Genomic DNA, 20,119 nt, shown 5'->3' with positions numbered 1-20,119 from the left:
GCCTGGGTTAGCCTAATATCCGCTGCAGCAACGGGCCAATCTGCTTAAACATCTGCGGAGAGATAATCTCCACGTGTGCACAATCCATTGGCCATACTTCTAACTCACCCACATACGGTGCCCAGGCGCGACGTGCATCCTGACCAGGCTGCTGCGTCTGCTCGGCGAGAAACAGCGTGGCGCGACCGTGGAAGCGGGCGCTGCGCGCGGTGGCTAACAGGCGCACCGAACTGGCGTAGTTGGCTTCAATGGTGTCAAACATCGCGCGCATCTCTTCGCCCGCCTGATGACGCTGCGCAGCGATAAACTGCTCGCGCTCGCGATTCACCTCTTCCAGTACCGCCGGATCCAGCACATTCTCGCCACGCTTCTCATCCCAGTTTTGCGTTTCCGGTGGCCAGGTATCGAGCAGGCCCAGGAAGGCCACCTCTTCACCTGCCGCTTCCAGTCGTGCCGCAATACCTTGCGCCAGCGTGCCGCCGAGCGAATAACCGAGGAAGAAGTACGGTCCGTGCGGCTGCACGTCAAGTAAGGTTTGCAGATGCGCGTCACACACCTCGTCGAGGTGCGCGCTTTGATTCAGCGGGCTGGCGATATCCGGCGACTGAATGCCCACCAGCGACCAGCGCTGATCGAGATAACGCTGCAGAATGCTGAACTGCCAGGCAAAACCCGACGCCGGATGGAAACAGAACAGCGTGGGTCCGTTGCTCTGACGCAGCGGCAGCACGGCTTCAAAACCTGCCTGCTGATGCGATTGGGTATCGCTCAGCAACCGGGCAAGTTTTTCCACCGTCGAAGCCACCATAATCTGCCCCACCGAAACCGGCTGTTGCAGTTCGCGGCGCAACTGGGCGGCTAAACGCATCGCCAGCAGCGAGTGACCACCGAGGGCGAAGAAATCATCCTGGGCGCTGATGGTGTCGCGCGCCAGCAGCTGGCAGAAAGCCTGCGCCAATTGTGTTTCCAAACCTGGGGAAGGGTCGCGACCCACGCTGCCAGCCGCGTTTTGCGGCAGCGGCAGGGCTTTACGATCCAGCTTGCCGTTGCTGCTCAGCGGAAAGGTATCCAGTTGTATAATTGCCACCGGCACCATGTGCGCAGGCAGCCGTTGCGCCAGTGCATCACGCAGCGCGTCACCATCGACAGTGTGCTCCGCAATCACATACCCCACCAGCTGACGCGCATCACCGCCTTGTGCAGCGGCACCGCCGAGTACCACCGCGTGCGTGACCGCCTGATCAATGCCAGGCTGTGCGCTCATCACATGATCGATTTCGTTGAGTTCGATACGCTGGCCTCGGATCTTCAACTGATCGTCGCTGCGTCCGAGGTATTCCACCGCGCCGTTATCCAGCCAGCGCGCCACGTCACCGGTCAGATACATGCGTTCGCCAGCGGCAAATGGATCGGCGATAAAGCGGCTGGCGGTCAGATCCGGGCGGCCAAGATAGCCATGTGCCAGCTGTACGCCTGTTAAGTAAAGATCGCCTGCCACACCAGGCGGCACCGGCTGCATGCGTGCATCAAGAATGCGAAGTCCGGTATTCCACACCGGGAAACCAATCGGCACGCTGGCACCTTCAACGGCTGCCAAAGCTTCGCCAAACGCCGGATACCAGCTAACATCCACCGCCGCTTCGGTCGGACCGTACAGATTGTGAAGCGGCACCTGCGTCAGTTTTTCCCATTCACGCGACAGATCGGTCGGCAGCGCTTCACCGCTACAGAAGACGTTGCGTAAGCTGCCACAACAGGCAACGGCCGGTTCACTGTCCAGCGCCGCGACAAAGGCGGCCAGCATCGAAGGAACGAAGTGCGTGGTGGTGACTTTGTGACGCGCAAACAGCTGCTGAAGCGCCTCCGGATCGCGGTGCGCCTCCGGCGGTGCCATGACCAGTTGCGCGCCTACCAGCAGCGGCCAGAAGAATTCCCATACGGATACATCGAAACTGCTCGGGGTTTTCTGCAATACCACGTCGTCGGCGTGCAGCGGATAGCGATCCTGCATCCACAACAGGCGGTTGACGATCGCTTCATGACCGACCAATACGCCTTTCGGACGCCCGGTAGACCCTGAAGTGTAGATGATGTAGGCGCCATCCTGCGGTGTCGGCGCGCTGGCAGGTTGTGACGCGTCTGGCGCAGGATAAAGCGTATCAAAGTGCAGCTGTTTAACAGAATCGATGGCGCTGAAACGTGCACTGAGTTCTGCTGAGGTGATGAGCGTTTTGGGGGTGGCATCTTCCAGCATCAGCTGTAATCGTTCGTCGGGGTAACCGGTATCCAGCGGCAGGTATGCCGCGCCAAGTGACACAATCGCCTGCAATGCCAGCGAGAGCTGCACCGAACGTGGCAACGCCACCGCAACAATATCGCCGCGCTGTACGCCCGCAGCGCTGAGATCGGCGGCCAGGGCATACAGCTGCTGCTGCATCTCACGATAGCTTAACTGGTGAGTCGCATCGGCCAGCGCCGGGGCATCAGGTGTGCGTGCGACTTGCTGCGCCAGCAGTGAAGCCAGCGTTTCTGCCGGAACGGGATACGCAGTCTGGTTGATAGCGGCAATTTGTACGTGCTCTTCTGCGGTTAGCAGATCCAGTTCACCCAACGCACGATGCGGTTGCTCCGCCAACTGATCCAGCAGCAAAGCAAAACGGCTGGCGTGGCGAATCAGCGTCGATTCGCTATAGCGCTCCGCATTCGCCAGCAGTTCCAGCGTCAGTTCACCCTGTTCGCTGATGTAGATAGCGATTTCCAGGTCGCGTACCGGACCGGATGCCAGCTGATGGGTTAGGCCTTCAACGCCCGCGAAATCGAGTTGATAATCAAACATCTTCAGGTTGATCACCGGGCCGTACAGCGGATCGCCATCGCCCAGACGACCGAGATCGTGCTGCACCTGTTCCGCATCATAACGCTGGTGGCGACGCATTTTCTTCACTTCACCGGCCAACTGTGCAGCAAGCGCGCTTAGTGGCTCGGTGGGATCGTAATGCACGGCCATCGGCAGCACGTTGATCACCGGACCGGTGGCGCACAGCGCGGCGGATCCGATGCGGCGCATAAAGATGAATCCAGCGGCAAAATCATTTTGTCCACTGAGTCGCGCCAGCCACAGCGCCACCAGCGCAAAAGCCAGGTCAGCAGCGCTGGATTGTGGATGTTGATTAACCAGCGTCTGAAAGGTGTTGCGATCAAGCGTTATGCTGTGGCGCAGCAGATCGGTGGTCGCGCTTTGTCCAGCCAGCGGTAAAGGTGATAGTGAAGCCGGTGAAGGCAGGGCAGCCCCTTTTTCGCGCCAGAATTCACGATCGCGGGTGAAAGAAGAGGATGCCTGGTAGCGCTGGTACTCCTCCACCACTTCGCTAAACGGGATAAAGGGCGTCGGCTCGGCATCCTGTTGCTCGACGGCTGCGGTGTAGAGGTTGGCAATACGACGAGTGATGGCGGTAAAGCTGAAGCCATCCACCACTAAATGGTGATAACGCTGATACCAGAACCAGTGCTGATCGCCAATGCGATACAGCGTGTGATGCCATAACGGGGCACCGCTCAGTACGCGTAAATCACCGTTCATGTCTTCACGCATCAACGCGCGAGCTTGGGCGGCCGCATCGGTTTCAGCACGCAAATCAACGATTTTTGGCGCACTGAACGCCTGCGGTTGTTGCCACTGCAGTGCTTCGCCCTCCACTTCGGCAAACGCCATATTCAGGGTGTCGGCTTCCTGCATGCCAGCCACGACGGCCTGCGCCAGCAGGTCGCTGTTAATCGCGCCGCGTAATTCGACAAAGTGGGCCACGGCATAGGCATTGTGGTGTTGGGTCAGCTGGTCGGCAATCCAGATGCCGGGCTGGGCTGCCACTAATGGCAAAGTATGTTGGTCAGTCATGGTTTTGTTCATCAGAGATTCAGACATCTGTGCTCCGGTTTGCGTCCTGCGTGATGAAGTTAAGTCGGATTGCGCCACAGGGCTTGCAGACCGTCGAGCAGACCACCGCGCCAGCATAGCGCGTCATGGCCGCCCTCCACCGGCAGGTAATTCACCTGGTAGCCGGCAGCGGTAAGTTTTTGTTCTAATTGTTGATTAGCTTGCAGAATCAGGCCTTCACGTTTACCTGCTTCCAGCCAGAAACGCAGCGGCTGTTCGGGTGCCAGGCCGCTATCCAGCGCCTGTAGTAGCCATCCGTAAGGATTGCCGCGTTCGGGCCACCAAAAAGATCCCGAAAGACTCAGCGCATTGCCAAACGTCTGCGGAAAATGCAGTGCAGCGAAAACGGAAGCCAGCCCACCAAAACTCTGCCCGGCCACCAGCGTGCTGTCTGCCTGTTGGCGATGAGGTGCCCATTGCGCCACCTGCGGCAGTAATTCCTGCTGCACGGCTTGCCAGAACTGCGGGTTACAGGGCAGTTCGCGGCTACGGTGTTCACGGTCGATGATATCGATAAACAAATAGACCGCAGGAGGGAGTTTTCCGGCATCAGTAAGTTGCTGCAACGGCCCGGCAATCGGCATTTGATTTGCCCAGAATTGGCCATCCAGCAGAATGGCCAGTGGGCGTTGCTCCGCATCGGACTCGCCAGTGGCATAAATCCACACTTTGCGACTGTTGCCTAATAGCGCGCTATCCCACTGATACTGCTGCAAAGAAACAGCAGGTGCGTTGCCCTCATCGACAGATTTCCAGACCCGCTGGTCAGGAGCCTGCGGGAGATGCAGCGGCGAGACGCCCATGCCGCGCCCACCGGCCCAGCCACGTAATGGATTCAGGGGATCGGCCTTCGCCGTGGGAAATTTGTCACGCCACCAGTTACGTAACGCGTACATGTCGGCTTCACCGCTAAAGTCGATTGCCTGTTCATCGGGCATCAGGCAGTAACTGCCGCGCCAGGTGGAGGGCAGCGCGGTTTGCCAGTACCACACATCGGTGCCCGTTACCCGCACCAATGACTGCGGTGGACGCTTCTGATGATGATCGGTCACGCCCGTAATGTTGATCCACACGCGCTGAGTTGCTGAGGTTTTTTCGCTGCCTTGTGGATCGCGCCAGAAGAAAGTCACCAGACAGGTGCCATCCTGCTGAGGGGCAATTCGCGGAATACCTTGAGTGTGTTGCTCCTGCCACCAGGCTTCACTACCGGTTACATCATTTCGCCAGGTCATAGGGGCTGCCAGTCACTGTGTAGGGAAAGATTTACATAAGATTAATAATTAATACTATTGATAACTATTTGCATTTGCAATAGGGTGTTTCCGCTCAAAAGAGCACGCTCGTTCCGCCTGACTCTTTCCTTCCTGGAAGGTTACGCAACGGATGGCACTGCCAGGTCTGGAACTGGGCGCGATAAGGACAGGGATATTCTCACCGGCTCGCCAGTTAAGAATCCAACGGCATTTTTACTGGCCATCCAGGAATGAAAAACAATGACGCGTTACTCACGATTATCATTAGCTATTTTGATTGAACTGGGGCTGAGCGCCTCACTGCTCTCCGGCAGCGCCTGGGCAGCAGACACTTCCAGCAAGACGACCAGCAGCCAATCCACCACTGACGCCGAATCGATGAATGGCGGCACGTTAATGGTGACCGCACAGCAGCAGAACCTGCAGGCACCCGGCGTTTCCACCATCACCGCAGATGAAATTAAAAAGCATCCACCGGCGCGTGATGTCTCTGAAATTATTCGTACCATGCCAGGCGTTAACCTGACCGGTAACTCCACCAGCGGCCAGCGCGGTAACAATCGCCAGATCGATATTCGCGGCATGGGCCCGGAAAACACCCTGATTATGGTGGATGGCATGCCAATCACCAGCCGCAACTCGGTGCGTTTGGGCTGGCGCGGTGAGCGTGATACGCGCGGTGACACCAACTGGGTGCCGCCAGAGATGATCGACCATATCGACGTCATTCGTGGCCCGGCTGCGGTACGTTACGGCAATGGCGCGGCGGGCGGGGTGGTGAATATTATCACCAAAAAGTACACCGACCAGCAGTGGCACGGTTCCTGGAACACCTACTTCAATGCACCGGAACACAAAGCAGAAGGCGCAACCAAACGCACCAACTTCAGCCTTGAAGGGCCGCTGGGTGACGACTTCAACTTCCGGTTGTACGGGGGATTAGCCAAAACTCAGGCCGATGCGTATGACATCAATGAAGGCCATGCAGCGGCACGTACCGGTACTTATGCGGGTAGCTATCCTTCAGGCCGTGAAGGCTCGGTCAATAAAGATATCAATGCGTTACTGAGCTGGGCGTTTGCTCCGATGCAAACCCTGGAGTTGCAAGCGGGCTACAGCCGTCAAGGCAACCTGTATGCAGGCGATACGCAGAACACCAACACCAGTGCGCTGGTGAAAAGCCTGTATGGCGATGAAACTAACCGCCTGTATCGCCAGAACATCTCGCTGAAATGGACTGGTGCCTGGGATAACGGTGTCAGCACCAATACCTACGCACGTTATGAGAAAACCCGTAACAGCCGCATTAACGAAGGTCTGGCGGGCGGAACGGAAGGTATCTTCTCTAACGATGGTTTCAACACCATTCAGTTAGACGATATTTTGCTGCACAGCGAAGTTAGCATTCCGTTTGAGTGGCTGATTAATCAGACGGCAACGCTGGGCGCCGAATGGAACCAGCAGAGCATGAAGGATCCCTCTTCAACCACTCAGGCTGCTAACTATGGCTCTGTGCCTGGCGTGTCGAATACCGGTCGTAGTCCGTATTCGCAGGCGGAAATCTTCTCGCTGTTCGCTGAAGACAACATGGAACTGACTGACAGCACCATGCTGACGCCGAGCCTGCGTTTCGATCATCACTCGATTGTGGGTAACAACTGGAGTCCGTCTCTGAACCTGTCGCAAGGTTTGGGTGATGACTTCACGCTGAAGATGGGGGCGGGCCTGGCTTATAAAGCGCCAAGCCTGTACCAGACCAACCCGAACTACCTGCTGTACAGCAACGGCCAAGGCTGTGCTGCCAGCACCGGCGCCTGTTATCTGCAGGGTAACCCAGACCTGAAAGCCGAAAACAGTTTCAACAAAGAGATTGGACTGGAGTGGAAACACGAAGGCTATCAGGCGGGTCTGACTTGGTTCCGTAACGATTACCGCAACAAGATTGAAGCGGGTTACGCAGCCGTCGGTAAAGCCTCAAACGGCACCACGGATATCTACAAGTGGGAAAACGTACCGAAAGCAGTGGTGGAAGGGCTGGAAGGTACGGTTAACGTGCCGTTCTCTGATAGCGTGATGTGGAACAACAACTTCACTTATATGCTGCAGAGTAAGAACAAGGAAACCGGCGATCGTCTGTCAATCATCCCGGAATACACCCTGAACTCAACGCTGAGCTGGCAGGCAACGCAGGATCTGTCGCTGCAAACCACCCTGACCTGGTACGGCACGCAAACACCGAAAAAGTATGACTATAAAGGTCAGCCGGTGACGGGAAGCGCGGCCGATAAAGTCAGTCCTTACTCTATCGTTGGCCTGAGCGGGACTTATGATGTGAATAAGTACGCCAGCGTCACCCTGGGTATCGACAACCTGTTTGATAAGCGTCACTTCCGCGAAGGTAATGCGCAAACCACCGGGAACGCGACAACAGGCGCCTACCTCTACGGTGCGGGTGCGAATACTTATAACGAGTCAGGCCGTACTTACTACATGAGCCTCAACACTCACTTCTAAAGCAGCTGATGCGGTAAATAGCAGCGGGCAATCAGCCCGTTGCTATCTTTACGGTTAACCAGCTCCAGCCTGCCACGGTGCATCTGCACAATGCGCAGTACGATATTCAGACCCAATCCGCTGCCACCGTAACGCTGATCGCGACGACGGAAGGCTTGCGTCAGTTCTTCTGCCGCATCGGCCTCAATGCCTGGTCCCTGATCCCACACTTCGATGATCACCTGCTGTTTATCCTGCTGCATTTTCACACTGACTTCACTGCCTTCCGGGCTGTAACGTGAGGCGTTTTCCAGCAGATTACGCAGCATCAGACGCAGTAACACGGCTTCACCTTGCTGTGGAATATCTTTGCCGTGCGGCCAGTGCAGTGTTTGCTGTCGCTGTGCATAAAGTTCGGCCATTTCCGGCTGCAGCGGCTGCATGATGTCTTTTTGCCACTGCAACTGCTGATAGTGACCGCCTGCCAGCGCCTGGCCAGCTCGCGACAGCATCAGCAGTTGCTCCACGGTGTGCATCAACTGGTCGATACGTTCAATCAGCATCTCACTCTGCGGCACGTTCTGCTGGTGCAGAAGTTCAAGATGCAGACGTAAACCGGCCAAAGGGGTACGCAATTCATGTGCGGCATCGGCGGTGAAGAGGCGTTCCTGTTGGAGCGTGTGGTCGAGCCGCGAAAATAGCTGATTAATGGAAGACGTCACGGCAACGATCTCATCCATTTCTGAATAAACCGGCAGCGGGGTGAGATTATCGGCGGAACGATGGGCGAGGCTATCCTGCAGGGATCGTAATGGACGAATGATCCAGTTAATCGCCCAGAATGACAGCAGCAGCGTCAGAGCGACCATCACCAGTGAAGGCAACAGCAGTGAAGCGATGGCTTCACGGATCTCATTCTCGACGCGGTCGTTGCGCGCCTGAGCAGACAGCGTTTCGTTGACCAGGAAACTGATCTGTTCGCGACTCTCATGCCATAACCAGATGGCGCTCATCACCTGGCAGGTGAGGAGAATCAGCGCCAGCATAATCAGTAACCGCTGACGCATGCTGTTCATTCGCGCACTTCCAGGCGGTAGCCCACGCCACGCACGGTTTTGATACGATCTTTTCCGAGCTTACGGCGCAGATTGTGAATGTGAACTTCCAGCGTATTGGATCCAGGATCGTCATTCCAGCTGTAGAGATCCTGCTGCAGCGTTTCGCGATGGACGTTCTGACCGACGCGCATTAACAGGCGCGTCAGCAGTGCGAACTCCTTTGGGGTGATTTCCAGCGGACGCTCTTCCAGCAATACCTGCTGCGAACTGAGATTGAGAGTGAGATCACCTTGTTGCAGCAAATTGTCGCTGTGGCCCTGAAAACGGCGAATCAGTGCACGCACACGCGCCTGCAGTTCCACCAGCGCGAAGGGTTTGACCAGATAATCGTCGGCACCGGCATCCAGGCCATCCACGCGATCCTCCAGCGCATCACGTGCCGTCAGGATCAACACCGGCACGTTGATGCCATCGCGCCGCCACTGACGCAGCAGCGTGGCACCATCGCGATCCGGTAAACCGAGATCCAGGACGATCAGGCTGTACTGCCCACTGCGTAAGAAAGCATTACTTTCTGCAGCAGTACTCGCGCAGTCAACCGCATACCCTTGTGCGCTAAGGGCCTGAGCAAGGCCCGATTGCAACAGCGCGTCATCTTCAACGATCAGCAATTTCATTAGTTGTTTTTGTTGATATCCGAGTAGAGGCGGCTTTCAAAGCGTACCAGAGGAATGCGCCGCGTTTTCTGATCTTCAGGCGGCACCGCATAACCAGAAAGATACTGCACAAAGGCGACACGTGCACCGCTGGAAGTGGTAATAAATCCAGCCAGATTATAGACGCCCTGCAGCGAACCGGTTTTTGCCGACACTTTGCCATCCAGTCCGGCTTCATGCAGGCCACCACGATATTGCAACGTGCCATCGTATCCTGCCAGCGGCAGCATGGAGATGTAGTTCAGCGTTGAGTCATTTTTCGCGATGTATTGCAGTACCTGCATCATGGTATCTGGCGCAATCAAATCGTGACGCGACAAGCCTGAACCATCGACCTGAATGCTGTTGCCGAGATCGACGCCCGCTTTTTCACGCAGTATGCGGCGTACCGCATCGGAACCGGCGCGGAACGTGCCTGGTACGTTGAAATAGTGATGGCCGATGGTACGGAACACCGTATCCGCAATCATGTTGTCCGATTTCTTCAGCATGGTGTGCAGCAGATTGTGCAGCGGCGCGGATTGCGTCGACGCTAGCACGGTTGCCGGTGAGGTAACCTGCGTCTGACGGACTAAATGGCCGCTGTAATCGATATCCGCGGCACGCAGTTCGGCCTTGAGGATTTCGCCTGCCCAGGCGGCACCATCTTGCACAGCAAACGCCAGCGGCAAAGGTTCGGCGCGTTGGCGCATGCAGCCGGTCAGCGTATAGCGGTTTAACTCGCCCGGTACCACATCCAACTCGCAGTACTGCCCATCTCCACTGTTACGACCAATAGTGCGTACTTGGCTAAACATATGCGCTGGATAATACGAGGCGATACGCACAAAGGCGTTTTCGCCCGGCGTGGTGGCGCTATAGAGCGAGACCGAGAAGCAGTTTTTGTCGACGATAGCCGCGCCAGGCGGGGCGCTAAAACACTGCGTCATATCGTTCCACGGCCAACCTGGCGCAGCGTCGTGGCTGGCAAACACGGACGTATCGATCACCAGATTGCCTTTGATATGCGTGATGCCCTGCTTTTTCAGGGCCGCCACCATATTGCGCAGATCCTGACGGCTCAGCGTCGGATCGCCACCAAAACGCGCCACTAAATCGCCATTGAGCGTGCCATCGCTGATCGCACCCTTGGTTTCCATCGTGGTCTGAAAACGGAAGTCCGGACCGAGTTCCAGCAGGGCCGCCAGCGCGGTAATCACCTTCATGGTACTGGCCGGCAATGCCATCTGTTTGCCGTGATAGTCGATTATCGGGGTTGATGCGCCCACTTTTTGTACCATCAGCGCCAGGTTTGCGCCGTCTGGCAAATACTGCATGTATTCTTCAACGGGGGCTGCTTGTGCCTGCAGCATAAACGCACAGGTTAATCCGGTAACAAGTCGTGAAAATCGCATAATCTCGCGGTAACTGACGGGTGAAGGCGTCAATACTACGTCCCGAGGCGGTGCAAAGTAAACGATGACCCACAGGGAACTCTGGGGTAAAATACGTATCAAAATGCAAAACCGAACCTGACCCGGAAAGCTTTCCGGGTCAGGCTTCTTTTGCTTGTGAAAAGAGGTAACGCGCCGCAGAAGCTGTTTTCTGCTGTCACCGGTCAGGATGACGCCGTTAACCAGGATAGATGACGAGGAGCCAAAATGAATCAGATTCCGATGACGTTGAAAGGCGCTGAGAGCCTGCGTGAAGAGCTGAACGAACTGAAAACCGTGAAGCGTCCGCGCATCATCGCCTCTATTGCCGAAGCTCGTGAGCACGGCGATCTCAAAGAAAATGCCGAATACCACGCTGCCCGTGAAGAGCAGGGTTTTTGCGAAGGCCGTATTCAGGAGATTGAAGCCAAACTCTCCAACGCTCAGGTGATTGATATCACGACGATGCCGAAAACCGGCCGCGTGATTTTTGGTGCTACCGTGACCATTTTGAATGTGGATACGGACGAAGAATTCACTTACCGCATCGTGGGTGATGATGAAGCTGACTTCAAACAAAACCTGATTTCAGTGAACTCGCCGATGGCGCGTGGTTTGATTGGAAAAGAAGCAGACGACGTTGCGATTGTGAAGACACCGGGCGGCGATGTGGAATATGAAGTGTTAAAGGTGGAATACCTTTAAGATATTGCTACGCTTTGAAATGTGTAGCCGCATATTGTAAAGAAAGGAAAAAGGCCGCATAGCGGCCTTTTATCCCATGCAGGAGCATGGCACTTTCTCTGCCCGTCATGGCAGCCTTTACGGCTTGATTAACGTGGCAGAGTAATTTTGCGCTCTTTTGCAGGGCGATACAGCACCAGCGTGTTGCCGATGACCTGTACGTTACAAGCTTTTGTTTCACGTACGATAGCGTCAACGATCAGCTGCTTGGTTTCACGATCTTCAGAGGCAATTTTCACCTTGATCAATTCGTGATGCTCGAGCGCCAGTTCGATTTCGGCGAGCACGCCTTCGGTCAAGCCATTACCGCCCAGCATAACAACGGGCTTAAGTGGATGGGCAAGGCCTTTCAGGTGCTGTTTTTGTTTGGTACTCAGATTCATCGTATTTTTTACTTACTCAGGGATTGAAAACGGTTCATTCTACCGCCATCTCGGGTATATCGCCAAATCAACGCGACTCATTGCGTACTGATTTATCGCTACGATGAAGATTTAATTGGAAAAATTATGACGGGTAAAAAGCGTTCGGCCAGTTCCAGTCGCTGGCTACAGGAACACTTTAGCGATAAATATGTGTTGCAGGCACAGAAAAAGGGGTTGCGTTCGCGCGCCTGGTTTAAACTGGACGAAATTCAGCAGGGTGACAAGCTTTTCAAACCCGGCATGACAGTGGTAGATCTGGGTGCTGCACCCGGTGGTTGGTCGCAATATGCGGTACAACAGATTGGATCCAACGGTCGTATTATTGCCTGTGACTTGCTTCCCATGGACCCGATTGTCGGTGTCGATTTTTTACAGGGCGACTTTCGTGAAGAGGCAGTGCTGAACGCATTGCTGGAGCGAGTAGGTGACCAAAAGGTGCAAGTTGTCATGTCTGACATGGCGCCGAACATGAGTGGTACACCTGCGGTTGATATTCCACGATCGATGTATTTGGTAGAGTTGGCGCTGGAAATGTGTCGGGATATCCTGGCGCCTGGCGGCAGTTTTGTAGTGAAAGTGTTTCAGGGAGATGGCTTCGAGGAATACCTGCGGGAAATTCGCTCCCTATTTACGAAAGTGAAAATTCGTAAGCCAGACGCTTCTCGTTTACGTTCGCGTGAAGTGTATATTGTGGCGACAGGGCGCAAACTATAGCCCTCGGTACCGGAATCAAAGCAAGGCGAACTGCGTTTACTCTGATGTGTAATTCTGAGTTTCAGTGGAAAGCAGTAAAATCATCAGCGCCGCGATTCCAGGTCTGAAGGATATATAGTACCCTACGCTGTCTGTTAACACCGTTGTAATATGAGGTTAATCCCTTGAGTGACATGGCGAAAAACCTGATTCTCTGGTTAGTCATCGCGGTCGTGCTGATGTCTGTCTTCCAGAGCTTTGGGCCCAGCGAGTCGAATGGCCGTAGGGTTGATTATTCAACCTTCCTGTCGGAAGTGAACCAGGATCAGGTCCGCGAGGCACGTATTAACGGGCGTGAGATTAACGTTGTCAAAAAAGACAGTAATAAATATACGACTTACATTCCTGTCAACGATCCCAAGTTGCTTGATAACCTCTTGACCAAAAACGTCAAAGTGATTGGCGAACCACCAGAAGAGCCAAGCCTGCTGGCTTCCATCTTCATCTCCTGGTTCCCAATGCTGCTGTTGATTGGCGTTTGGATCTTCTTTATGCGGCAGATGCAGGGCGGCGGTGGCAAAGGCGCAATGTCCTTTGGCAAGAGTAAAGCCCGCATGCTGACCGAAGACCAGATCAAGACCACGTTTGCAGATGTCGCAGGTTGCGATGAAGCGAAAGAAGAAGTGGGTGAACTGGTTGAGTATCTGCGCGAGCCAAGCCGCTTCCAGAAACTGGGTGGTAAGATCCCGAAAGGCGTCCTGATGGTCGGCCCTCCGGGTACGGGTAAAACTTTGCTGGCTAAAGCGATTGCTGGCGAAGCAAAAGTACCGTTCTTCACTATCTCCGGTTCTGACTTCGTTGAAATGTTCGTGGGTGTCGGTGCATCTCGTGTGCGTGACATGTTCGAGCAGGCGAAGAAAGCCGCACCGTGCATCATCTTTATCGATGAAATCGATGCCGTAGGCCGTCAACGTGGCGCTGGTTTAGGCGGTGGTCATGATGAACGTGAGCAGACGCTGAACCAGATGCTGGTGGAGATGGATGGCTTCGAAGGTAATGAAGGCATCATTGTTATCGCCGCAACTAACCGTCCAGACGTACTTGACCCCGCGCTGCTGCGCCCAGGTCGTTTTGACCGCCAGGTTGTGGTCGGTCTGCCAGATGTTCGCGGTCGTGAACAGATTCTGAAAGTGCATATGCGTCGTGTGCCGCTGGCCACTGACATTGATGCAGCGATCATCGCACGAGGTACGCCGGGCTTCTCGGGTGCTGACCTCGCTAACCTTGTCAACGAAGCGGCACTGTTTGCTGCACGTGGCAACAAGCGTGTGGTCTCGATGGTTGAGTTCGAGAAAGCGAAAGACAAAATCATGATGGGTGCAGAACGTCGCTCCATGGTGATGACGGAAGCGCAGAAAGAATCCACCGCTTACCACGAAGCGGGCCATGCAATTATTGGTCGTCTGGTACCGGAACACGATCCGGTGCACAAAGTGACGATTATTCCGCGTGGACGTGCGCTGGGTGTGACCTTCTTCCTGCCAGAAGGCGACGCGATTAGCGCCAGCCGCCAGAAACTTGAAAGTCAGATCTCGACGCTGTACGGCGGTCGTCTGGCGGAAGAGATCATCTACGGCGCAGAACACGTTTCTACCGGTGCATCTAACGATATTAAAGTCGCCACTAACCTGGCGCGCAACATGGTGACGCAGTGGGGCTTCAACGAGAAGTTAGGTCCGTTGCTGTATGCTGAAGAAGAAGGCGAAGTGTTCCTCGGCCGCTCTGTGGCCAAGGCTAAACACATGTCAGATGAAACAGCACGCATCATCGACCAGGAAGTTAAACACCTGATCGATAGCAACTACCAACGTGCTCGTGTTCTGCTGGGTGAGAACATGGACATCCTTCACGCGATGAAAGACGCGCTGATGAAGTATGAAACCATTGATGCGCCACAGATTGATGACTTGATGGCTCGCCGTGAAGTTCGCCCACCTGCAGGTTGGGATGATTCAGGCAGCAGCAGTTCATCGGACAACAATGGCACGCCAAAGGCGCCACGTCCGGTTGATGAACCGCGTACGCCAAATCCTGGCAACACCATGTCAGAACAGTTCGACAAATAAGAGGCCACAAACCTCAGCAAAAACCCCGGCCGGTCCGGGGTTTTTTACATTCAGTGATACCGTGATTCCCAAGGAGATTCCCGCCATGAAGTTGTTCGCCCGTGATTCCCATCTCGATCTGTCGTTTCCCCATGTGATGGGTATTTTGAATGTCACGCCGGACTCCTTCTCTGATGGCGGAACACACAACACGTTGGTGGATGCGCTGACCCATACCAATGAGATGGTGAATGCGGGCGCAACCATCATCGATGTCGGCGGGGAATCTACGCGGCCAGGTGCCGATGAAGTCAGCGTAGATGAAGAGTTAGCGCGCGTGATTCCGGTAGTGGAAGCCATTGCTCAGCGTTTTGAAGTGTGGATTTCCGTGGATACTTCAAAGCCAGAAGTGATCCGTGAATCAGCGCGAGTGGGTGCTCACATCATTAATGATATTCGCTCACTGTCAGAACCGGGTGCGTTGGCAGCAGCAGCAGAAACCGGTCTGCCGGTGTGTCTGATGCATATGCAGGGCGAACCTCGTACCATGCAGCAAGCACCTGAATATCAGAATATCGTGGGTGAAGTGGACGCTTACTTCCATGCACAGATTGCACGCTGCGAAGCGGCAGGCATTAAAAAAGAGAATCTGTTGCTCGACCCTGGCTTCGGTTTCGGTAAGAATCTCAACCACAATTATCAACTGCTGGCAGAACTCAGCCATTTCCACCATTTTGGCTTACCGCTACTGGTCGGAATGTCACGTAAATCGATGATTGGCCAGCTGTTAAATGTCGGCCCGACGCAGCGTCTGACCGGCAGCCTGAGCTGTGCGGTGATTGCCGCTATGCAGGGTGCACAAATTATTCGCGTGCATGATGTTAAAGAGACTGTCGAAGCGATGCGTATTGTTGAAGCGACACGGAGAGCAAAAGGATAAAGCATGAGTAATCGTAAATATTTCGGTACAGATGGTATTCGTGGCAAGGTCGGTGAAGCGCCGATTACCCCTGATTTTGTCCTGAAGCTGGGTTTTGCTGCGGGTAAGGTCCTGGCGCGTTCGGGTTCGCGTAAAGTATTGATTGGTAAAGACACACGCATTTCTGGCTATATGCTGGAATCGGCACTGGAAGCCGGCCTGGCTGCAGCCGGTTTGTCGGCGGCCTTTACGGGACCTATGCCAACGCCCGCGATTGCCTATCTGACGCGGACCTTCCGCGCAGAAGCCGGCATCGTAATCTCTGCATCGCATAATCCTTTCGACGATAACGGTATCAAATTCTTCTCTGCGGAAGGCACTAAATTACCGGATGAAGTGGAAGAGGCCATTGAGCTTGAGTTAGAGAAGCCGCTAACCTGTGTCGAGTCCGCTGAGCTGGGGCGCGCCAGCCGTATTGTTGACGCTGCCGGCCGCTATATTGAGTTCTGTAAAGGCACATTCCCGAGCGAGTTAAGCCTCAACGGCCTGAAAATTGTGGTGGATTGCGCTAATGGTGCGACCTATCACATCGCGCCTAACGTGCTGCGTGAATTGGGCGCTAAGGTGATTGCGATTGGCGTTCAGCCCGATGGCATGAACATCAACAAAGAGTGCGGCGCAACCGATCTCCGCATGCTGCAGCAGCGCGTGCTGGAAGAGAAGGCCGATTTGGGCCTTGCTTACGATGGCGATGGCGACCGCATCATGATGGTTGATCATCTGGGCATGAAGGTCGATGGTGACCAGATTCTCTACATCATTGCACGTGAAGCGTTGCGTCAGGGGCAACTGCGCGGCGGCGTGGTGGGCACGTTGATGAGTAATATGGGGCTGGAACTGGCGTTGAAACAGTTGGGCATTCCCTTCACGCGTGCCAAAGTGGGTGACCGCTACGTGCTGGAAAAAATGCAGGAGAAGGGCTGGCGCATGGGGGCTGAAAACTCTGGCCATGTCATCCTGCTGGACAAAATCAGTACCGGTGACGGCATCGTGGCAAGTTTGCAAGTGCTCACTGCTATTGTGCGTAATCACATGAGTCTGCATGATTTGTGCAGTGGCATGAAAATGCTGCCGCAGGTTCTGGTCAACGTACGCTTCAGCGGCAGTCATGATCCTCTGGAATCCGAGAGTGTTAAAGCCGTTAGTGCTGAAGTCGAAAAAACGTTAGCAGGGCGAGGTCGTGTACTGCTGCGTAAATCCGGTACTGAACCGCTGATCCGCGTGATGGTTGAGGGGGAAGACGAAACTTTAGTCACCGAGTTGGCGCATAAAATTGCTGATGCAGTGAAAGCGGTTTAAAGGTGTTATCAGGCGGCGAGATCTCGACTTTCCGCCTGTTAAATCACCGCCCTGGCGTTTTTTTCCGCAATCAATAAAGTTCGTGAAAATTGCGCTTGCAGAGGTATGCCCCATTGGTTAGTATTCACACCCGCTTCTGATGGGTGATGACGATACTCCCCGTCAATATTGGTGAAGCTTTAACTGTGCGGATAACGCGCAAGGAAACAGGTTGATTATGTACGAAGCTCTGTTAGTTGTTTTCCTTATTGTTGCGATTGGCCTTGTAGGTCTGATCATGCTTCAGCAAGGCAAAGGCGCTGATATGGGAGCCTCATTCGGTGCAGGCGCCTCTGGTACACTGTTCGGTTCAAACGGGTCTGGTAATTTCATGACACGTATGACTGCAGTACTGGCGACCCTGTTCTTCATTATCAGCTTGATCCTGGGCAATCTGAACACGAACAAGTCTTCTAAAGGAAGCGAGTGGGAAAACCTCACTGCGCCAGCTCAGTCTGAACAGCAGACTCAGCCAGCTAAACCGGCAACCCCGGGCAATGATATCCCGCAGTAACATCGTCAATGCTTTAGCGGCAACATAACGTCGCAGTCAGTGCAGTACCGAGGTGGTGAAATTGGTAGACACGCTACCTTGAGGTGGTAGTGCTCGAAAGGGCTTACGGGTTCAAGTCCCGTCCTCGGTACCAAATCTCAGTAAAACTTGCTTTTTTAGCAAGGTCGGCGTATTATTCGCCACGTTTTCGGACGCGGGGTGGAGCAGCCTGGTAGCTCGTCGGGCTCATAACCCGAAGGTCGTCGGTTCAAATCCGGCCCCCGCAACCACTTTCCCTTAGAGTTCTTTTTCAAATATACTGTATGCATCGACGGACGCATCCTCAGTGTTTTTTGAAAAAAATTCTTTTGGATTGTGTGCCGAAGCCGCTATGCGGCGTACAGGGTCCAGTCACAAAAAGCCCCGAATTTTCGGGGTTTTTTGTTATCAGGAATCGCAATACTGGGCTATAGGCCCTTTTTTTATGTCTTGGGGGTGGGCTTGTCCACATTAGAGCAAAAATTGACTGATTTGATCACCGCTCCAGTAGAAGCGCTTGGCTACGAATTGGTCGGTATCGAATTCGTTCGCGGTCGCACATCGACTTTGCGCATCTATATTGATAGTGAGAATGGTATCAATGTTGATGATTGTGCCGATGTTAGCCACCAGGTCAGCGCGGTAATGGATGTGGAAGATCCCATTACGGTGGCTTACAACCTTGAAGTCTCCTCGCCAGGTCTCGAGCGTCCTCTTTTCACTGCTGAACACTATGCACGTTTCGCCGGTGATGAGGTGAGCCTGACACTGCGCATGGCCGTACAGAACCGCCGTAAATGGCAGGGGATCATCAAATCCGTGGAAGGTGAGATGATCACGGTAACCGTTGAGGGTAACGATGAGGTGTTCGCGCTGAGTAATATTCAGAAAGCGAACCTGGTCCCCCACTTTTAAAAGTCCGGATTGAGGCTAACCAGGATGAACAAAGAGATCTTAGCTGTAGTAGAAGCCGTTTCTAACGAAAAAGCCCTGCCACGTGAGAAAATCTTCGAAGCGCTTGAGAGCGCTTTGGCCACTGCGACTAAAAAGAAGTATGAGCAAGAGATCGAAGTGCGCGTCAGCATTGACCGTCGCAGCGGTGATTTCGATACTTTCCGTCGCTGGCAGATTGTGGAAGAAGTGACACAGCCGACTCGTGAAATTACGCTGGATGCGGCCCGCTTTGAAGACGAAGCGTTCAATCTGGGCGAATACGTTGAAGACCAGATTGAATCTGTCACCTTCGACCGTATCACCACCCAAACCGCCAAGCAGGTTATCGTGCAGAAAGTACGTGAAGCTGAGCGCGCGATGGTGGTTGATCAGTTCCGTCAACATGAAGGTGAAATCATCACCGGCGTGGTGAAGAAAGTAAACCGCGACAGTATCTCACTCGATCTGGGCAGCAATGCTGAAGCTGTGATCGGACGTGAAGATATGCTGCCACGTGAAAACTTCCGTCCAGGCGACCGTATTCGCGGCGTGTTATATGCCGTTCGCCCGGAAGCGCGTGGTGCACAGCTGTTTGTCACTCGTTCTAAACCAGAAATGCTGATCGAACTGTTCCGCATTGAAGTGCCAGAAATCGGTGAAGAAGTTATCGAGATCAAAGCGGCTGCGCGCGATCCAGGTTCACGCGCTAAAATCGCGGTGAAAACCAACGATAAACGTATTGATCCGGTAGGCGCTTGTGTGGGTATGCGCGGTGCGCGCGTCCAGGCTGTATCAAGCGAGCTGGGTGGCGAGCGTATCGATATCGTGCTGTGGGACGATAACCCGGCGCAGTTCGTGATTAACGCCATGGCGCCAGCCGATGTGGCGTCAATCGTGGTGGATGAAGACAATCACACCATGGATATCGCTGTTGAAGCCGGTAATCTGGCTCAGGCGATCGGCCGTAACGGCCAAAACGTGCGTCTGGCTTCCCAACTGAGCGGTTGGGAACTGAACGTGATGACCGTCGATGATCTGCAGGCTAAGCATCAGGCTGAAGCCCACGCAGCGATCGATATGTTCACCAAACATCTCGACATCGACGAAGAGTTCGCCACCGTACTGGTGGAAGAGGGCTTCTCTTCGCTGGAAGAATTGGCTTACGTGCCAATCAACGAGTTGCTGGAAATCGACGGCCTCGACGAAGAGACCATTGAAGCCCTGCGTGAACGAGCCAAAAATGCGTTGACCACCCTGGCATTAGCGAAAGAAGAGAGCCTTGGTAATCAGGAGCCCGCTGAGGATCTTCTGAATCTTGAGGGCCTGGATCGTGCGCTGGCGTATCGCCTGGCGTCTAAAGGCGTTTGCACGCTGGAAGATCTCGCTGAGCAAGGTGTTGACGATCTGACAGATATTGAAGGGCTGGATGATGAGAAGGCCGGTGCGCTGATTATGGCTGCACGTAATATCTGCTGGTTCGGCGATGACGCGTAATAACAGGAAG

The 20,119-nt window shown here is 54.4% G+C and carries 15 protein-coding genes and 2 tRNA genes; 11 read left to right on the top strand and 6 right to left on the bottom strand.

From position 1 onward, the window contains the following. Positions 1-7 precede the first annotated feature (7 nt). Positions 8-3,922, bottom strand: a complete 3,915-nt coding sequence (locus LH22_RS19260; protein ID WP_038649437.1) for an enterobactin synthase subunit F — start codon at positions 3,920-3,922, stop codon at positions 8-10. 32 nt (positions 3,923-3,954) lie between these two features. Next, the gene (gene fes, locus LH22_RS19255) at positions 3,955-5,166 is read right to left on the bottom strand and encodes an enterochelin esterase (RefSeq protein ID WP_038649434.1); all 1,212 of its coding nucleotides are present in this window, start codon (positions 5,164-5,166) and stop codon (positions 3,955-3,957) included. Between the two features lie 261 nt (positions 5,167-5,427). On the opposite strand from fes, the gene LH22_RS19250 reads away from it, so the two are divergent. Then, a complete protein-coding gene (locus LH22_RS19250; RefSeq protein ID WP_038649431.1) occupies positions 5,428-7,701 on the top strand; it encodes a TonB-dependent siderophore receptor in 2,274 nt (757 codons plus the stop codon). Here the strand turns inward: LH22_RS19250 and pmrB are convergent. From pmrB to dacB, 3 genes are read right to left on the bottom strand one after another with little or no spacing between them, the layout of a single operon-like run. Next, a complete protein-coding gene (gene pmrB / locus LH22_RS19245) occupies positions 7,698-8,756 on the bottom strand; it encodes a two-component system sensor histidine kinase PmrB (RefSeq protein ID WP_038649428.1) in 1,059 nt (352 codons plus the stop codon). The two genes, LH22_RS19250 and pmrB, sit on opposite strands and share 4 nt — an antisense overlap. Beyond that, positions 8,753-9,415 carry a two-component system response regulator PmrA gene (gene pmrA, locus LH22_RS19240; RefSeq protein ID WP_034826547.1) on the bottom strand — a complete coding sequence of 221 codons (663 nt, stop codon included), beginning with the start codon at positions 9,413-9,415 and terminating at the stop codon, positions 8,753-8,755. Before pmrA ends, pmrB begins: the two co-directional genes overlap by 4 nt. After that, a complete protein-coding gene (gene dacB, locus LH22_RS19235; RefSeq protein WP_038650282.1) occupies positions 9,415-10,848 on the bottom strand; it encodes a serine-type D-Ala-D-Ala carboxypeptidase in 1,434 nt (477 codons plus the stop codon). Before dacB ends, pmrA begins: the two co-directional genes overlap by 1 nt. Before the next feature lie 246 nt (positions 10,849-11,094). On the opposite strand from dacB, the gene greA reads away from it, so the two are divergent. After that, entirely contained in the window at positions 11,095-11,571 is a 477-nt protein-coding gene (gene greA, locus LH22_RS19230; RefSeq protein WP_034826545.1) for a transcription elongation factor GreA, read from the top strand. Between the two features lie 128 nt (positions 11,572-11,699). Here greA and yhbY read toward each other — a convergent pair whose 3' ends face one another. Then, positions 11,700-11,993 (bottom strand): ribosome assembly RNA-binding protein YhbY, encoded by a 294-nt coding sequence (yhbY, locus tag LH22_RS19225; protein WP_034826542.1) that lies wholly within the window; start codon positions 11,991-11,993, stop codon positions 11,700-11,702. A 126-nt stretch (positions 11,994-12,119) separates the two neighbouring features. Here yhbY and rlmE point away from each other — a divergent pair, with 126 nt between their 5' ends. The 9 genes from rlmE (at position 12,120) to nusA (ending at position 20,109) form a co-directional block, all read left to right on the top strand. Further along, a complete protein-coding gene (gene rlmE / locus LH22_RS19220) occupies positions 12,120-12,749 on the top strand; it encodes a 23S rRNA (uridine(2552)-2'-O)-methyltransferase RlmE (protein WP_034826540.1) in 630 nt (209 codons plus the stop codon). Between the two features lie 173 nt (positions 12,750-12,922). Continuing rightward, positions 12,923-14,854 carry an ATP-dependent zinc metalloprotease FtsH gene (gene ftsH, locus LH22_RS19215; protein WP_038649424.1) on the top strand — a complete coding sequence of 644 codons (1,932 nt, stop codon included), beginning with the start codon at positions 12,923-12,925 and terminating at the stop codon, positions 14,852-14,854. Between the two features lie 85 nt (positions 14,855-14,939). Beyond that, the gene (folP, locus tag LH22_RS19210) at positions 14,940-15,773 is read left to right on the top strand and encodes a dihydropteroate synthase (protein WP_034826536.1); all 834 of its coding nucleotides are present in this window, start codon (positions 14,940-14,942) and stop codon (positions 15,771-15,773) included. 3 nt (positions 15,774-15,776) lie between these two features. Beyond that, the gene (glmM, locus tag LH22_RS19205; RefSeq protein ID WP_038649421.1) at positions 15,777-17,111 is read left to right on the top strand and encodes a phosphoglucosamine mutase; all 1,335 of its coding nucleotides are present in this window, start codon (positions 15,777-15,779) and stop codon (positions 17,109-17,111) included. A gap of 217 nt (positions 17,112-17,328) precedes the next feature. Beyond that, complete coding sequence (gene secG, locus LH22_RS19200; RefSeq protein WP_034826531.1) at positions 17,329-17,664, top strand: preprotein translocase subunit SecG; 336 nt, start codon at positions 17,329-17,331, stop codon at positions 17,662-17,664. Positions 17,665-17,710: 46 nt separating this feature from the next. Next, positions 17,711-17,797, top strand: a tRNA-Leu gene (locus tag LH22_RS19195). Positions 17,798-17,856: 59 nt separating this feature from the next. Then, positions 17,857-17,933 (top strand) — tRNA-Met (locus LH22_RS19190). A gap of 211 nt (positions 17,934-18,144) precedes the next feature. Continuing rightward, positions 18,145-18,597, top strand: coding sequence for a ribosome maturation factor RimP (rimP, locus tag LH22_RS19185; protein WP_034826528.1), 453 nt, complete (start codon positions 18,145-18,147; stop codon positions 18,595-18,597). A 24-nt stretch (positions 18,598-18,621) separates the two neighbouring features. Then, positions 18,622-20,109 carry a transcription termination factor NusA gene (nusA, locus tag LH22_RS19180; RefSeq protein ID WP_034826526.1) on the top strand — a complete coding sequence of 496 codons (1,488 nt, stop codon included), beginning with the start codon at positions 18,622-18,624 and terminating at the stop codon, positions 20,107-20,109. Positions 20,110-20,119: the final 10 nt, after the last annotated feature.

The sequence above is a fragment of the Pantoea rwandensis genome (assembly GCF_000759475.1).
GTDB lineage: Bacteria > Pseudomonadota > Gammaproteobacteria > Enterobacterales > Enterobacteriaceae > Pantoea > Pantoea rwandensis_B.
Note: the sequence above shows the minus strand (reverse complement) of the source record. Positions and strands in the feature narration are given on the sequence as shown.

What these genes read in the sequence shown, in the direction of transcription:
- LH22_RS19260 (WP_038649437.1), bottom strand. Translation starts at nt 3,922, where the DNA reads ATGTCTGAATCTCTGATGAACAAAACCATGACTGACCAACATACTTTG.
- fes (WP_038649434.1), bottom strand. Translation starts at nt 5,166, where the DNA reads ATGACCTGGCGAAATGATGTAACCGGTAGTGAAGCCTGGTGGCAGGAG.
- LH22_RS19250 (WP_038649431.1), top strand. Translation starts at nt 5,428, where the DNA reads ATGACGCGTTACTCACGATTATCATTAGCTATTTTGATTGAACTGGGG.
- pmrB (WP_038649428.1), bottom strand. Translation starts at nt 8,756, where the DNA reads ATGAACAGCATGCGTCAGCGGTTACTGATTATGCTGGCGCTGATTCTC.
- pmrA (WP_034826547.1), bottom strand. Translation starts at nt 9,415, where the DNA reads ATGAAATTGCTGATCGTTGAAGATGACGCGCTGTTGCAATCGGGCCTT.
- dacB (WP_038650282.1), bottom strand. Translation starts at nt 10,848, where the DNA reads ATGCGATTTTCACGACTTGTTACCGGATTAACCTGTGCGTTTATGCTG.
- greA (WP_034826545.1), top strand. Translation starts at nt 11,095, where the DNA reads ATGAATCAGATTCCGATGACGTTGAAAGGCGCTGAGAGCCTGCGTGAA.
- yhbY (WP_034826542.1), bottom strand. Translation starts at nt 11,993, where the DNA reads ATGAATCTGAGTACCAAACAAAAACAGCACCTGAAAGGCCTTGCCCAT.
- rlmE (WP_034826540.1), top strand. Translation starts at nt 12,120, where the DNA reads ATGACGGGTAAAAAGCGTTCGGCCAGTTCCAGTCGCTGGCTACAGGAA.
- ftsH (WP_038649424.1), top strand. Translation starts at nt 12,923, where the DNA reads ATGGCGAAAAACCTGATTCTCTGGTTAGTCATCGCGGTCGTGCTGATG.
- folP (WP_034826536.1), top strand. Translation starts at nt 14,940, where the DNA reads ATGAAGTTGTTCGCCCGTGATTCCCATCTCGATCTGTCGTTTCCCCAT.
- glmM (WP_038649421.1), top strand. Translation starts at nt 15,777, where the DNA reads ATGAGTAATCGTAAATATTTCGGTACAGATGGTATTCGTGGCAAGGTC.
- secG (WP_034826531.1), top strand. Translation starts at nt 17,329, where the DNA reads ATGTACGAAGCTCTGTTAGTTGTTTTCCTTATTGTTGCGATTGGCCTT.
- nusA (WP_034826526.1), top strand. Translation starts at nt 18,622, where the DNA reads ATGAACAAAGAGATCTTAGCTGTAGTAGAAGCCGTTTCTAACGAAAAA.